This is a genomic window from Clostridioides sp. ZZV15-6388 (assembly GCF_020657755.1).
GTDB lineage: Bacteria > Bacillota > Clostridia > Peptostreptococcales > Peptostreptococcaceae > Clostridioides.
In genome coordinates, this window is the sequence record NZ_JAGWCU010000015.1 from 20,611 (window position 1) to 35,867 (window position 15,257).

The 15,257-nt window shown below is 26.9% G+C and carries 14 protein-coding genes; 5 read left to right on the forward strand and 9 right to left on the reverse strand.

The window, feature by feature from the left end:
- Both KGF48_RS10810 and KGF48_RS10815 read right to left on the reverse strand, forming a co-directional pair.
- The gene (locus tag KGF48_RS10810; RefSeq protein WP_227828025.1) at positions 1–672 is read right to left on the reverse strand and encodes a response regulator transcription factor; all 672 of its coding nucleotides are present in this window, start codon (positions 670–672) and stop codon (positions 1–3) included.
- A gap of 174 nt (positions 673–846) precedes the next feature.
- Positions 847–1,491: a TetR/AcrR family transcriptional regulator gene (locus KGF48_RS10815; RefSeq protein WP_227840172.1), complete on the reverse strand. Its 645-nt coding sequence runs from the start codon at positions 1,489–1,491 to the stop codon at positions 847–849.
- A gap of 298 nt (positions 1,492–1,789) precedes the next feature.
- Here KGF48_RS10815 and KGF48_RS10820 point away from each other — a divergent pair, with 298 nt between their 5' ends.
- The 5 genes from KGF48_RS10820 (at position 1,790) to KGF48_RS10840 (ending at position 7,913) form a co-directional block, all read left to right on the forward strand.
- Entirely contained in the window at positions 1,790–2,854 is a 1,065-nt protein-coding gene (locus tag KGF48_RS10820; protein WP_227868036.1) for a 4Fe-4S dicluster domain-containing protein, read from the forward strand.
- 173 nt (positions 2,855–3,027) lie between these two features.
- Complete coding sequence (locus KGF48_RS10825; protein WP_227868037.1) at positions 3,028–3,714, forward strand: response regulator transcription factor; 687 nt, start codon at positions 3,028–3,030, stop codon at positions 3,712–3,714.
- Positions 3,704–4,735 carry a sensor histidine kinase gene (locus KGF48_RS10830; RefSeq protein ID WP_227868038.1) on the forward strand — a complete coding sequence of 344 codons (1,032 nt, stop codon included), beginning with the start codon at positions 3,704–3,706 and terminating at the stop codon, positions 4,733–4,735. Before KGF48_RS10825 ends, KGF48_RS10830 begins: the two co-directional genes overlap by 11 nt.
- Positions 4,736–4,817: 82 nt before the next feature.
- Positions 4,818–5,483, forward strand: coding sequence for an ABC transporter ATP-binding protein (locus tag KGF48_RS10835; RefSeq protein WP_227868039.1), 666 nt, complete (start codon positions 4,818–4,820; stop codon positions 5,481–5,483).
- Positions 5,484–5,495: 12 nt separating this feature from the next.
- Positions 5,496–7,913, forward strand: coding sequence for an ABC transporter permease (locus KGF48_RS10840; RefSeq protein ID WP_227868040.1), 2,418 nt, complete (start codon positions 5,496–5,498; stop codon positions 7,911–7,913).
- A 115-nt stretch (positions 7,914–8,028) separates the two neighbouring features.
- On the opposite strand, the gene KGF48_RS10845 is transcribed toward KGF48_RS10840, so the two are convergent.
- The 7 genes from KGF48_RS10845 to KGF48_RS10875 all read right to left on the reverse strand — a co-directional run bounded on the left by KGF48_RS10845 (position 8,029) and on the right by KGF48_RS10875 (position 15,236).
- Complete coding sequence (locus tag KGF48_RS10845) at positions 8,029–8,820, reverse strand: class I SAM-dependent methyltransferase (protein WP_227868041.1); 792 nt, start codon at positions 8,818–8,820, stop codon at positions 8,029–8,031.
- 32 nt (positions 8,821–8,852) lie between these two features.
- Complete coding sequence (locus KGF48_RS10850; RefSeq protein ID WP_227868042.1) at positions 8,853–9,440, reverse strand: TetR/AcrR family transcriptional regulator; 588 nt, start codon at positions 9,438–9,440, stop codon at positions 8,853–8,855.
- Between the two features lie 176 nt (positions 9,441–9,616).
- Entirely contained in the window at positions 9,617–11,008 is a 1,392-nt protein-coding gene (locus tag KGF48_RS10855; RefSeq protein WP_227868043.1) for a hypothetical protein, read from the reverse strand.
- A 150-nt stretch (positions 11,009–11,158) separates the two neighbouring features.
- Positions 11,159–12,457 carry an acyl-CoA thioesterase/bile acid-CoA:amino acid N-acyltransferase family protein gene (locus KGF48_RS10860; RefSeq protein WP_227868044.1) on the reverse strand — a complete coding sequence of 433 codons (1,299 nt, stop codon included), beginning with the start codon at positions 12,455–12,457 and terminating at the stop codon, positions 11,159–11,161.
- Positions 12,458–12,902: 445 nt separating this feature from the next.
- On the reverse strand, positions 12,903–13,778 hold the full coding sequence (locus KGF48_RS10865) for a kinase (protein ID WP_227828014.1): 876 nt from the start codon (positions 13,776–13,778) through the stop codon (positions 12,903–12,905).
- A gap of 182 nt (positions 13,779–13,960) precedes the next feature.
- Entirely contained in the window at positions 13,961–14,647 is a 687-nt protein-coding gene (locus KGF48_RS10870; protein ID WP_227828013.1) for a DUF554 domain-containing protein, read from the reverse strand.
- Positions 14,648–14,696: 49 nt separating this feature from the next.
- Entirely contained in the window at positions 14,697–15,236 is a 540-nt protein-coding gene (locus KGF48_RS10875; protein ID WP_227828091.1) for a prolyl-tRNA synthetase associated domain-containing protein, read from the reverse strand.
- Positions 15,237–15,257 lie beyond the last annotated feature (21 nt).

The following is a 15,257-nucleotide window of genomic DNA, read 5'->3' on the forward strand; positions in this document are numbered from 1 at the left end:
TTATTCTACCTCATTCCATAGATATCCCATTCCATAAGCTGTTTTTATATACTTTGGATTAGATGGATTATCTTCTACCTTCATTCTAAGTCTTCTTATATTTACAGATACAATATTCTCATCAACATAATTTTCTTCACTATCCCATATATGATTTAAAATTTGTTCTTTTAATAATATTTGACCTTTATTCTCAATTAAATAATTAATAAGCTTATATTCTACAGCACTAAGCTCCAAATCCACTTCATTTTTATATACTTTTAGTGAATTTTGGTCTAGTTTTATTCCATTAGAATATATCACTTTATTATTTGATTTTTTTCTTATTGCTACTTTAACTCTTGCTTTTAATACAGATAGAGAAAATGGTTTTGTGATATAATCATCTAGCCCTATCTCTAATCCTGTTACCTCATCGATTTCTGAATCTCTTGCAGTAAGCATTATAATTGGAATGTCTGATTTTTCACGTATTTGCTTACATACATCAAATCCATTTCCATCTGGCAAGTTACAATCTAAAATTATAAAATCTATATTTTTATTATTAAATACATGTAAGCCTTCTTGTTTTGTATAAGCTTTTAAAACATTAAATCCTTCACTTTCAAAAGCATAAAAAAGACCCTCATTTAAATTTGTATCATCTTCAATAATTAATAAATTCAAATTTTCTCCTCCTTATATTTTTATTTTTAAACTTGTAAAATAGTATTTTCTTGCTCTATCTTATTAAAAAATATATAGATACACTTATTTTACTAAAAAAACTGTAATTAAATTTATTTTTTCTCAAATTTAATTACAGTTTTTTATTTATAGATTATTTTTCTTATTTATAGGTTATTTTTCTTTAGAACATTCTCTATAAAATGCTTTAATTAATTTTAAGTCGTTATCAGCTATAATAGGTACACCACTTGCACTTAATAAATTAGCTAGACATTCAATACGTTTGAAATGTTTTTCTGTACTTTCACTAAATAATACTGGGTCTAACCAAATATTTATTAATATTATAAATAATTCAGACATTTCATCTGGATAATCAGTTTTAAAAACACCTTCTTCAATACCTTGTTTTATTAAGTAAGATAATAAAGGAGTAATTTCAAGCGTAGATGCTCGTATACTCTTTATAAAGAAGGTAGGTTTTTTTTGAGAGCACATATAATCAATCAATTTCTTTCTTATTTCTGAGCTAGATATACATAAGATAAACGCAGATATTTTTTCTCTAATCGTAAAGTCAGAATTATGTAATATTAACTTTAAATCTTCTATCTCTACTTTTAAAATATTTGATATAATCTCTTCGAACAGGACTTCTTTATCTTTAAAATGATAGTATACAGATTCTTTAGATATATCAAGAGTATCTACGACTTGTTGCATGGTTACATCATCATAGTCACTTTCTTCAAATATTTTCCATGCAACTTCTAATATCTGACTTCTTATCTTATCAGAATGCTTATTTCTTGACATATAAATTCACTTCTTTCTTTATCAATTTGTATTAATTCTTAGTATATTTATTATAATAAGATTTTTTACAATATGTCAATACACTCCATTTAAAGACAATAAATCATATTTATTCTTAAATTTTTTATTATTTATTATTAATATAATTTATATGTAAAAATATTGTAAAACTTGTATAAATACAAATTATTTAATTTAACGACGCTTAAATTGAAAATATAACCTTATTCTTATATAATTAAGTTATGTAAGGATAAGGTTATATTATTTAATTATACTTTTACTAGGGGGAATAGAATTGAAAAGGGTTGATGAAAGAAATACTATGTTTGCAAGAGCAAATTATAAAAAAAATGGTTTTGCTTATAATGACTATTATGAGAAAAATCCTGAAAAAAAAGAAGTTGATGATAGTATAAGAAGTAGACCAAATTTATGTAGTGAAGGAACTATGACTTATAATGAGATAAATTCTCCAATGGCAAGTAGTGCATTTGACTTTTTATCTGATATAAAATCACTATGTGAAGGAAAAATTTGTGACAATAAAGTAGATGTAGATGCAAAGTCAATGACTAAAAAGATAAAAGGGTTTGCAAAGCAATATGGAGCTTCTGTGATTGGTATAACTAGATTAAAAGACTACCATATTTATACAAATAGAGGTAGGCATGAAGAAAACTACGGCGAAGAAGTTAATCTATCTCATAAATATGCAATTGTATTTGGATGTGAAATGGATAAAGAAATGATAAACAGAGCCCCAATGATATGTGAAGTTATAGAAACTTCAAAATGTTATGTAGATGCATCTATTGTCGGTATGATTTTAAGTTACTACATAAGAAACCTAGGATATGATGCTAGAAATCATATGGATGCTAATTATCTAGTAATGCCTGTTTTTTTAGCTCGTGATGCTGGATTAGGTGATATAGGGAGAAATGCAATACTTACAAATAAAGATTATGGTTCTAGACTTAGACTAGGGGTTGTCACTACTGACATTCCACTTATAGAAGATGAATATGTTGATTTTGGACTTGAAGACTTTTGCAAAGTATGTAAAAAATGTTCTTTTAATTGCCCTTCTCACTCACTTTCTAATGATATTAAAATTGGTGATGATGGAAAATATAATTGGGTGATTGAACATGAAACATGTTATATTAAATGGAGATATCTAGGCACAGACTGTGGTATGTGTATATCTGCTTGCCCATTTAGCCAAAACCTTGAAACTATAAAAAACACTACCTCTTTTAAAGGCAATAATGAGCTTATTGAGAAGGCTTTGGATGAATATACTTCAAAATTTGGTAAAAGAATATTTGTACCTGGAAATCCATCTTGGTTAAAATAATTTTATATATTTATATATTTAATAATTAGTCTGTCCTATGATAAATTCTAGGGCAGATTATTTATTAAATATTTTATTTATATAAATAATTTATATTATTTATGACAATTTAGCAACATTTTGAGTCTATAATTGACTTTGTATAGAATATTAAAAATAAAAGGAGTGAATATATGGAAAAAATATTAGTAGTAGAAGATGATACTATATTAAATAAAACACTATCATATAACTTAAATGAAGAGAGATATATGGTTATTTCAAAATTTACAGCTATATCTGCTTTAGAATCTATTGCTAAACACAAATTTGATTTAATTATTTTAGATGTTAATCTACCAGATAAAAGCGGATTTGATTTATGCAAGAAAATTAAAGAAAATTATGATATCCCTATAATTTTTTTAACTGCCAATGATATGGAATATGATATGATTAAAGGTTATGAACTTGGAGCTTTGGATTATATAACAAAACCATTTAACATCAATGTGTTTAAACAAAAAGTAAGAGCACTTTTAAAGCATATTACAACAAAAACAAAACAAGATTGCTATGATGATGGACATCTCAAGATTAACTTTTCTGAGCTCTCTGCATGTATAAATGGCAATCAAATTGTATTTACGCCACTAGAATATCGTACTTTAAAACTATTTATTGAAAATCCTAAAAATATCCTAACAAGAAAAATACTTTTAGAAAAACTTTGGGATATAGATGCTAATTTTGTAGATGAACATACTTTGACATCTGTTATAAGTAGAATTAGAAGTAAAATTGAAAAAGATGACTCTCAATATATTAAAACACTATATGGTATGGGATACATGTGGATAGGTGAAAAAAATGAATTTTAAAAAATTTTCTTTTAATACTATTTATTTAATAATAGCTGTTAGTATGGCTCTTACAGTTATTCTATTCAATATAGCAATTTATATAATAACTAATGATTTTAAAATAGTTGCCCTATTATTAATATATACAATAATATTCTGTGGTTTTATATTATTAATCATACACTTACTTCATAAGAAAATAACTCTCTTTTGCTCTGAGATATGTTTAACTTTAGATAAGATGATGAATAGTGAAGATAATCTAGAAATTGCTTTTGAAGAAGAAACACTTTTGTCACGTATTAATCATAGAATGATTAGAATGTATGAAGTCATTCAAGAAAGTCGTCATAATATTGCTATGGAAAAAGCTGATTTACAAGAATTAGTTTCTGATATATCTCATCAAATCAAAACTCCTATTGCAAACTTAAAGATAATTAATACTACCCTATTAAATCAGAATCTTAAAGCGGAAATTCAAAATGAGTTTTTGATAGATATGCAAGGTCAATTAGATAAATTAGAATTTTTAATGCAGTCTATGATAAAAACTTCAAGACTAGAAACAGGTATAATTAAATTATCTAAAAAGAAGAATTTGATTTATGAAACAATTGCTACTTCACTTAGTGGAATTTTATTTGATGCTGAAAAAAAGGACATTGAAGTTACAGTTGATTGTGATTCAAACTTATGTATATGTCATGATAAAAAATGGACTTCTGAAGCTATTTTCAATATATTAGATAATGCAGTGAAGTACACAAGCCCTAAAGGTAAAATACATATATCTACAGAATGCTGGGTTATGTATGTTAAAATAGATATTACTGATACTGGAAAAGGCATATCAGAAAGTAACCAAGCAGAAATTTTTAAGAGATTCTATCGTGAAGAAGATGTACATGATATAGATGGTATTGGAATTGGTCTATATCTCTCAAGAAAAATTATATCTCTTCAAGGTGGATATATTAAAGTTACATCAAAAATTGGAAAAGGCTCTACTTTTTCTATATTTTTGCCTAATAAATAAATTTTCAAATATTTTATTTGTGATAATTCTGCAACATTTTGATTATATACTGTACTTACAATATATGAAGGAGGTCCTTATGATGAGTATTTTACAAGTAATAGACTTAAAGAAATATTATGGTAGAAATTCAAACATTACAAAAGCTCTTGATGGTGTGAGCCTATCTGTTGAAAAAGGTGAATTTATTTCTATTGTAGGTACATCTGGTAGTGGTAAATCTACATTATTAAATATGATGGGCGGTTTAGACAATCCTACATCCGGAAATGTAATTATAAGAGGAAAAGAATTATCAACTATGAATGATGAACAACTTACAATTTTTCGACGTAGAAACATAGGTTTTATATTCCAAAATTATAATCTTGTTCCCTTACTTAATGTATATGAAAATATCATTTTGCCAATTGGATTGGATGGTGAAACACTAGATAAAGACTTTATAAATGAAATTATAAGTCTACTAGCACTAGATGAAAAACTATATGATATTCCAGGTAATCTTTCTGGAGGACAACAGCAACGTGTTGCTATTGCAAGGGCACTTGTAACGAAACCTGCTATTATACTTGCTGATGAACCAACAGGTAATCTTGACAGTAAAACAAGTGCAGATGTATTAGGTTTACTTAAAATGACAAGTGAGAAATTTAACCAAACAATTGTAATGATTACCCATAATAATGAAATTGCACAATTAGCAGATAGAATTATTCGTATTGAAGATGGAAAAATTGATAACTAGGAGGTGAAATATATGTTTAAAAATAATAATGGTGCTTTCATTAGAAAAATAGCATTGAATGATTTAAAAATTAATAAGCTTAAATTTTTTCTTTCAGGTATTATTATAATGATTTCTACATGTTTATTATTAACGACTGCTTTAGTTTCATATAATGGTTCTATGGATTTAGTTAATGCATCTCCCTATCATGCGAGATATCAATCTGTAAATGAAAAATCAAAAAACATATTACAGCAAAATAAAAACTTTAGTAGCGTAGGAGTTTATAAGTTACTTGGTAATAAGATAAAATCAGATTATAGGATGTCAATGATATATGCAGATAACACTGCAATTGAGCTTCTGAATTTTAAACTACTAAAAGGAACTATACCAACAAATAAATATGAAATTGCTATTTCAGAAAAATATCTGCATGAACTTGGTTTAAATAAAGACCTTGGAGATAGTATTACATTAAAATATCGTGATAATATTACTAACAAAGAAATACAAAGTAATTTTATTATTGTTGGATTTGTAGAAAATTATTATCAAGATAATGCTAAGCAATACTATACAGTTGTTTCCAATGATTATCTAAAGAATGTAGCTTCTACACCTTTACAAATCAAAAGCAATAATTTTGATGAAGCAACTCCAAATACTGTAGATGTATTAGTTAGATTATCAAAAGAAAATTTAGAAAAATCTCCTACTTCAATTAAGACTCAATTAAATGAAATTGGTTCCTCTTTAAATATTAAAAAACATAATATATATTTAAATGATAATTATATTGAATCAAATTTAATTGATAGTGAACAAGTTATTACAGTTTTAATAGTAGGAGTAATTATTCTTTTTTCTAGTTTATTTGTTATTTATAGTATTTTTTATATTTCAGTTGTTAATTCGGTTCAAATGTATGCAAAATTGAAAGCACTTGGTATGACTTCTTTGCAATTAAAAAAGATTATTTACCTACAAGGAAATATTTTATCTATTATTTTTATTCCAATAGGCATTATATCTTCCTGTATAATTACATATATAATTCAACCTTTAGCATGGCAAATGACTACTGACTTATTTATTACTGTAGTATTATCAATAGTAATATTTTTGACTGTAAGAATTTCTTTAAACAAACCAGCTAGAATTATTTCTAAAACTTCTGCTATTGAAGCTATGCAATATACAGAAATTAAATTTAGAAATAAAATTAAAACACTTAATCATATAAATATTAAAAATTTAGCACTAAAAAATATTGAGGCAAATAGAAAGAAAAATTTAATAGCATTAATTTCATTGAGTATTAGTGGAATATTATTTATTTCAATTGCTAGTCTTGCTAATTCTATAGATTTTAACAAACAGATGTCTCAGACATTCGTTTATAATGAAAATTATATTATTGGAAATAAAATTGACAATTTGTATGAACGCATTACACAAATTCAGCAAAATAATCCATTTACAAACACTCTTAAAAATGAAATCAATTCAATTTATGGAGTACAAAAGGTAATTGAATCTAAAGGAATTAAATGTGAAGTTATAGACCCTTCAATTAAAGATGAAGATGGAAGTAAAGTTACAACATTGATTGAAGGTATCACACCAGAGCTTGCAAAATCATTCCAAAAGTATATTGTAAATGGAAAAATTGACTATAATCAATTGGATTCAAACAGCTTAATTGTAAATAAACATAAAACAAAATCTTATGGAGTTGATTTGAAAATTGGACGTACAATTACATTTAACATATTTAGTGGAAATGACATCATCAAAAGACAAATGAAAATAGTTGGAATAATCGATAATTCCAATACAGGATGTATGTTCTTTACTTCAGATAAGGCTTTAGATAAAATAACACCATATAATACAAATTTACATTTTTCAATTTTATCTGATAAAAAATATTCAAAAGAAGTTGAAGAAAAACTATTAAATATTATTCAAAATAATTCAAATTTAATCCTTTATTCATATGATAATGATTATAAAATGCTAACTAGAGCTTTTAAGTATATGATTATAGCTGCATATGTATTTGTTGGCTTAATTTCCTGTTTTGGTATCCTTAATATGACAAATATTCTTGTAAATAGTGTATTAATTAGAAAAAAAGAGTTTGCCTTGCTTCAGGCAGTTGGAATGACAAAAAAACAGTTGCACAAAATGCTCTATCGAGAAGGTTTGAATTTGAGTATTAAAGCTATATTTGTATCGATTATATTGGGTTATTGTGGTTCAAAATTACTCTGCTTTTTTATAAAAGATGTTATTAGATTAGACTTCATTAATTTCAATTTTTCTATCTTTTCTATTTTAATTTTTTCATTTGTGTTAATATGCATACAAATATTAATAATTGAATTACTTATAAGAAATCTAGAAAAACAATCCCTTACAGAACGTTTACGCTCTCAATAAGAATAGACATAAAAATAGCTACTTTTATACTACACTCAACATAGATTTTCAAAATTCGGAGGGTCAGAAAATTTTGATTTTACGACCCTCTGTTTGTTTTTTTATCTTCTATTGTTTATTTTCTGAATATATCAATCGCATGACTCGTAACGCCTATTAAATCTTCGCGTTCACAAGTAGCAAAGTGATACTTCAAATATAACTCAAATGCGTCATCATCCATAGCATCTACTGCTTCACGCATACATAGAGCTAAACCGTCTGATGCGACGTAATGCAGTCTTGTTACAGGAAAGACAGACATCAAATCGTCAATGTTTTCTTTACGGACAAGTTCAAACAAATCATTTGGCTCTGACTTGGTAGCAAATGTCTGTGGGTCAATCAAGCCCTTTTCAATATATTCAGCTACATTGATATTTCCACGGTTGAACCCTTCATCAATAAGACAGCCATCAGATACAACATATGCAGCAAAAATCACACCCCCATGCTTTGTTACACGAATAGCCTCATGTAGAGCTTGTTGTTTATCCTCTTTGTTATAAAGATGATACAACGGACCTAACAACAATGTAATGTCATATTCATTATCTGGAAAAACAGATAAATCCATAGCATTACCTTGAGTAATAGTTATATTTTCATTTGATTGAATATTTTTACGGAAAACTTCTATGTTATGTTCGACCAATTCCACTGCATCTACATCATATCCCTGACGTGCCAGCGTGTGAGAATAGCGACCAGTTGCAGCGCCAATTTCAAGCACACGGTCGCCAGGTTTTATGTACTTCTCAATGTAATGCATAGTAGTTAGGAATTCAACTGTTCCATGCTTTAATGCCAACCGACTATCTTCGTCGTAATTATTGTAAAAATCAATTAAGTATTGGTTTGTTTTCATATTGCACCCCCTTCTGTATTAGTTAGTAAACATCAAATAGATAAATTCCAATCCGGTTTTTCTTGTCTTATAAAAGCTGATAATATATTTTTTAACATTTTTTCAGCACTATTTCTATCTAATGATATTTTTTTTGTTGCTGTTAAGACAGCTATGCCATGAGTATAAAGAAATAAATCTAAAAATATGACTTTTGCACATTCTAACTCTATTCCAATGCTTTCCGAAAAAAGCCTTGCCTTTTTTTCATTATCAATTTCTTTATAAAAATCATTTGCCTCTTCCATCATCAAATCTAAATCGTTTATAAATAGCAACTTAAATAAATGTGTTTCTTCTTGAGCAAATTCAATGTATGAAAGTGGAAATAATAAATAGTGATTGACATTTTCAGAGTTATGATAATTAATAACATACTGATTATAGTATTCGTATGCAAAAGCAAGAAATTCAGATTTTAATTCATCCATGTTTTCATAACAAGTAAAAATTGGTCGAGTAGAACATTGTAATTTACTTGCAATACTCCTTGCATTTACAGTTTCAAATCCTGTTTCTCTTGTAATATCCAAGACAATATTCAAAATCATTTCTTTCGTTATTTTTGCTTTAGGTGGCATATAAGTTCACTTCTCCATTAAAATTTTATAAAACACATATGTTGTATAACAATTATTACATATCAAAAAAATTATGTCAAGAAAAAATTTTGCATTTTTTGTCATTCCTGGGGTTAATAAATAAAAAATGAGTTGCAATTAATCAATTAATAGACAATTGCAACTCATTTTTTATTTTAAATAGTTTTCTTTTTATCTGATATTTCATATACATAATCTTCTGATGAATTACTATCATTTTCTCTTCTCTTTTTAGAATCTATTAGCACAAAATAAAGTATAAAGCCTACTACAAGACCCCATGTTCCACCTTTAGCAGCAATTACACCACCCATCAGCCCAATTAAACCTCTCTCTACACCGGTATCACATAGTTCCATTGATAGTTTAGTACATAAATAACCTTGAACTAAAAGTGTCACTGATAATGCTAATGGTATAAGAGGAGTAGCTATTTGTGCAATTGGATAAAAGCAAATAAAAATAGCCGAAACCCATACTAACGTACCCATACCACTAAAAATAGACTGCATTGCTTCCTTTCCGACCTTATATCTTTGAGCAACACTTCCAGTAAGAGTTGCCGCCAATGGACCACACATAGCTATATATGGAGAAATAACTGCCATAGCAATATTTCTTATTCCACTTATAACATTAGACCTATTGGAATTAAAATCAATATACTCATCTGTTCTGTTTTTACTTTCAGAAAGAACTAAATTTTCACCTGTTATAAAATCACCAAACGCAATTATGTATATCATGAAAGCCATTGGCAATCCTTGTATAAATAATATTACACTTGGAAAACCTATTCCAAAAGGAGATACTGTATCTATTAGTTTTTGAAAATCCATTATATAAATAATATTTTCAAAATTAAAGCTAGGAATTCCTATTTCTTTACTAAATATTCCTATAATTAAACTCACTAAAATAGCTGGAACCACTCCATATTGACCTAATCGAAATAAAAACTTATTCTTTACTTTTAGAGCATCAAATTTTTCAGAAAACATTACAAAACAAGCAACTAAAATCCCTACTGTTATAGATATTGGATAAGATTCAAATCTGCCTTTAGGACTAAATTCTGATATTACAGTTGATATACCAACTCCCATAAGTATCCCACCTTTGATGGAATTTGGGATTCTATTTACTAGTTTTCCAGCTATACCTGTTATCCCCATTAAAATAAATATAATTCCTAAGTCTATTTGTAAAGCTGTTAATGCTTGTATTCTTTCAATACCAATATTGAACTTTAACAAATATGCAGTTGTAAGAGTTATAGAAGCTGTAATCCAGCCAGGAACTACTGGGTCTCCCATAAAAACATGTAAGCAGTACAATATTGAGTTAATGATAGCCATACTCCATGCAACTTCATATGGTAATCCTAATATTTGCGTGCTAAGTCCAATAGTTCCTAAGCTTGTCATACTTGATATTATGCCTTGAATAGCTTCTGGTTTCTCAAATCTGTAATGTATAAATGGAATTCGTATCTTAAACATTCCAAATTTTATATGAGGCTGTTCACTTCTAGTGAGTCTTTCCATAATTTCACTCCACCTTTCAATAACTCTTATAATTGTTTATAAATTATCAATCTTGTTAAAACTAGTATATAACATACAAATTATATAAACAATAAATTAAAGTTGTAAAATTGATAGATTTTGTGCATATATAGAAAAATATAGTCATTTTTATTTTTTTATATCGATTGATAAAGGTTCTTTATAAAATTCAATAGTTCTTTTCCATGATTCAAACTGTCCTTTTGCATTACCTTCTACAGTTCCTCCTGAAGAAAATATTCCTCCATCCATATTCACAAATAAAGTTTCCTTTAGAGGCACAATATATGGAATTGGTAAAGGATGTCCCATCTTATCATATGTTAATAGTTCCACATTATATTGGTAGTTATTTTTTTTAAGTTTTTCCATGATTTCTACACAACCATCATAACTATTCCAAATATTATCTTCTTTTCCAGAAATCATAAGAATATCAGCTTCAGAATTTTCTACTTTTATTCTGGCTTCTTCTTTATTGTCTGCCCTTACAATGCTTTTCTTATAGGTACTGGCAAATCCAAATGGGATTCCTTTTTCTATATCTTTTTTCTGGTCTTCAAAAAATATATTATTGTCGACTTTGATATATGGAAGTGGCTTACCTTTATATGACCATGATGAAGTATCTTTTCCATTCATCTGTCCATCAAGTGCTTGAAAACAATACGCATGAGGCTGTGATACTACTACTTTTTTAATTTGTTTATATCTTGAAGCAAGTAAAAGTGCTAACTCGCCACCTTTTGATGTTCCATGTACAAATAGTTCTTTAGTATTAGTGATTTCATTTTCACTAATCCATTTAAATACGTTTTCAAAGTATTCTAATGGTACTTCTTCTAATTTACTTGGCAATCCTTCTAAAGCAAAATAAGCAACTGTTAGTACATTGAATCCTCTAGATGCAAGTGGAGCTGCTAAAAGTTCTAAAGCATCTAAATTTCCATCAGAACCACCTAAAACTAAAATTGTTTTATTACTAGAATTTTGTTTATAAAATAATTTTCCTATAAATTCATCTGATATGTCTTTTGTGATAATATCTTCTGTTTTAAACAATCTCTTCAACTCAACTTCTTTTCTTTCAATATCAGATTCAAATATCATATTCATGATTATTGGTTTATCAATAGATATATTTTCTGCAAAATTTTTACCTTCAGTTTTCGATTTTTTCAGGGAATAAATTAACCCCATGCAGTCAGCCGTTTTATAAGTCCCTTCTAAAGGTTCCATTGAATCTAAATCCACTTCTCCTTTTTCATTTGAATAAAATACTCCATAAGATGAAAATTCCTCTCCTTTACACCATGGAAATTCCATTTTCATAGATACTCTTAATTTACTATTTGGAATTAAGTCTGAAACTATAACTTTAATTTTATCATCTACAAGTAATTCTACATCGTACACATTTACTTTCATAATTGATTCCTCCATATAATAATTAGTGTTCATGAGTTATATATTTGAAATAACTTTCTTTAGCAGACTATTAATAATTCAAACATATGACACCATATTGACTATTTTATTATATCAATTCAAATTAATTTAGTCAATATATTGTCTTTTTTGTTTAATTCAAATTCTCTTAACAATATGAACCATTTTTAACTTAAATTTTGCTTCTTATATTGGATGATAAAAAAAGTGAAATTTAAATATAATCTTTATGATTAATAAAATACCATAGAAATTTTCTTTAAGAAGTTAGATAGAATATAGCTGAAAAAATAAAAAACCACTCCTTTAAAGGAATGATTTTTATCTAGAAAATATAAATTATTTTTTAGTAAGCTTAACAAGTATTTTTTATTTAAAATTTTAGTACAATCATATATTTTTTTATTTACAGATTATATAAAATTTATGCATTGGCAAAAGTGTATATGGCATTAACTCTTGCTATATATAGATTTTCATCACTACATCCAATATACTTAGCATACTTTTCAATCTTCTCTCTTGCATTTTCAGCATCACTTTCATCGCTCTCTACTAGTTCATTTATATAAAGGTCCATTAAGGAAGCCTTATATTCTTTTATATCATATCCTAAAAACTCAGTTAATCTTTCAATCTCTTTACTAAAATCACCATCCTCTTTTACCAAAAATTCGTATACGTCTTCTCTATATGGATTTAATGTTATTATTTGTTTTACAACCTTACACTCATCTGCTTTTCCAATAAAACCATCTTTATAATTATTAAATAAGGCATTAGATTTTTTTATAGATTCCTCATCAATATAAGAATGGACTTCACTGACTCTATTTTCTATAAGAGCATCTATAACAGCATAATGAATTTTGAAACAATCATTATACAAATAATTACTCATTTTTTTTACTGTAGATTCGATTTCTAAAAAATTTGCATAATTATTTTTTTTATTCTTATTTGGTATAATAAAAGTTTTATTTAAGTTATTAAAAAGCCTTTTAAAATCTAAATATTTTTCACAATAAACACTTTTAAAGGTATCAATATCTATAGTTATAATTCCAAAACTCACTATAGTCTCGATTCCTTTCTTAAAAGATTCCTCTATATATTTTTCTCCTAGATTTAGACCTCTATCTGATATTTGTTTTAGATTTTGAAAATTATTTAAACAATCTCTCTCAAAGTTTTTAGAAATTTCTAAAGCATACAATTTAAAAATTTTTCTTATCTTATTATAATTATTTTTTGTATCATCAAACCTGATAATAGCTCCATTTACATCAAATGTAATCATTGAGTTTTAACCTCCCCCATTAGTTTCATCAATAAAATAAATTTAATATAAACTTTATAATCATAATATTAAACTTATTTCTACTATAATTATTAATTTGATGATAAAAGCCATTTTCCTTCTAAATAAAAAATTTGTCTAAAGTTTTTAAAAAATTTAGACAAACTTTAAGTTTTTAATTTCTAGATTAATCCAAACACACCAAATAATATTGGCATAAATATAGCTGGTAAAAGATTTGCTACCTTTATATTTGTTAGCTTAAGTACATTTAAACCAAGACCTATAATTAATAAACTTCCTGCAGCTGTCATTTCTGTAACTACAGGATCACTTAAAAATCCATTTAAGAATGATGCCCCTAAACATATAATACCTTCATATAAAAATACAGATACAGCAGAAAACATTACACCTATACCTAAAGAAGCCGTAAATATAATAGAAGCTATCCCATCTATTACTGATTTTACAAATAGAGTATCATGGCTTCCTGTAAGTCCACTTTCTAATGAACCAACTACTGCCATAGCCCCTATGCAAAATAACAAACTAGATGATATAAAACCTTCAGCAATAGAATCTTTTTTGTTGCCTTTAGAAAATCTACTCTGTAAAAATGCCCCTAATTTATTTACCCATTTATCAATATCTATTAATTCTCCTATTAAAGCCCCTAAAGCTATAGATATTATCGTTACTAGTGTATTTTTTCCTTCTAGTGCTCCTGATATCCCTATATATAATACACATAATGCAATTCCATTCATTATAGTATCACTTACTCTTTGAGGTAATCCTCCTTTGATTATAAGACCTACTATACATCCTCCTGCAATTGCTAGACTATTTGCTATTACTCCAAACATTTTTTCTCCCCTCGATTAGCTAATTAAAATTTGCTCCCATTATCAAAACTTAAACATCAATACTTTGTATTGGATATTTTAAATATTCCAAAAATTCTTCAAAGCCCTTTCTAGATATGTTTACAGTTTTAGTATTTATATTCGGATGAAAATTTAAATACTCTTCTTTAATTACATCCTCATCTATGTAAAGCTCTACTTTTCTTTCTGTATCATTTACCAATGAAAAAGGATTTACACTTCCAGGAAGAAGTTTAAGTACATTGTATAATCTTTCAGGCGAAGCAAATGATAACCTAGAACTTCCTATTTTTTCTTTAACTGAATTTAAATCAACATGTTTATCCCCTCTAACTACAATTAGATAGTATTTATTTCCTTTAGCATTTCTTAAAAATAAATTTTTACACTGACATCCTTTTGTTATATCATTTAAAATTACTAACTGTTCTGCTGTATATACAGCTTCATGTTCTACTACCTCATATTTAATATTTAATTTATCTAATACATTGTATATTTTAGTTTCATTTAAATTTAATTCATTTTCATCTGATAATTCTGTCATTTTATCTTTTAAATCACTCATCATACTATAATCTCCTTTAAT

Bases quoted from the DNA above. Each gene is read 5' to 3' on its own strand.
- KGF48_RS10815 (WP_227840172.1), bottom strand. From the start codon at position 1,491: ATGTCAAGAAATAAGCATTCTGATAAGATAAGAAGTCAGATATTAGAA.
- KGF48_RS10825 (WP_227868037.1), top strand. From the start codon at position 3,028: ATGGAAAAAATATTAGTAGTAGAAGATGATACTATATTAAATAAAACA.
- KGF48_RS10830 (WP_227868038.1), top strand. From the start codon at position 3,704: ATGAATTTTAAAAAATTTTCTTTTAATACTATTTATTTAATAATAGCT.
- KGF48_RS10835 (WP_227868039.1), top strand. From the start codon at position 4,818: ATGAGTATTTTACAAGTAATAGACTTAAAGAAATATTATGGTAGAAAT.
- KGF48_RS10840 (WP_227868040.1), top strand. From the start codon at position 5,496: ATGTTTAAAAATAATAATGGTGCTTTCATTAGAAAAATAGCATTGAAT.
- KGF48_RS10845 (WP_227868041.1), bottom strand. From the start codon at position 8,820: ATGAAAACAAACCAATACTTAATTGATTTTTACAATAATTACGACGAA.
- KGF48_RS10850 (WP_227868042.1), bottom strand. From the start codon at position 9,440: ATGCCACCTAAAGCAAAAATAACGAAAGAAATGATTTTGAATATTGTC.
- KGF48_RS10855 (WP_227868043.1), bottom strand. From the start codon at position 11,008: ATGGAAAGACTCACTAGAAGTGAACAGCCTCATATAAAATTTGGAATG.
- KGF48_RS10860 (WP_227868044.1), bottom strand. From the start codon at position 12,457: ATGAAAGTAAATGTGTACGATGTAGAATTACTTGTAGATGATAAAATT.
- KGF48_RS10865 (WP_227828014.1), bottom strand. From the start codon at position 13,778: ATGATTACATTTGATGTAAATGGAGCTATTATCAGGTTTGATGATACA.
- KGF48_RS10870 (WP_227828013.1), bottom strand. From the start codon at position 14,647: ATGTTTGGAGTAATAGCAAATAGTCTAGCAATTGCAGGAGGATGTATA.
- KGF48_RS10875 (WP_227828091.1), bottom strand. From the start codon at position 15,236: ATGAGTGATTTAAAAGATAAAATGACAGAATTATCAGATGAAAATGAA.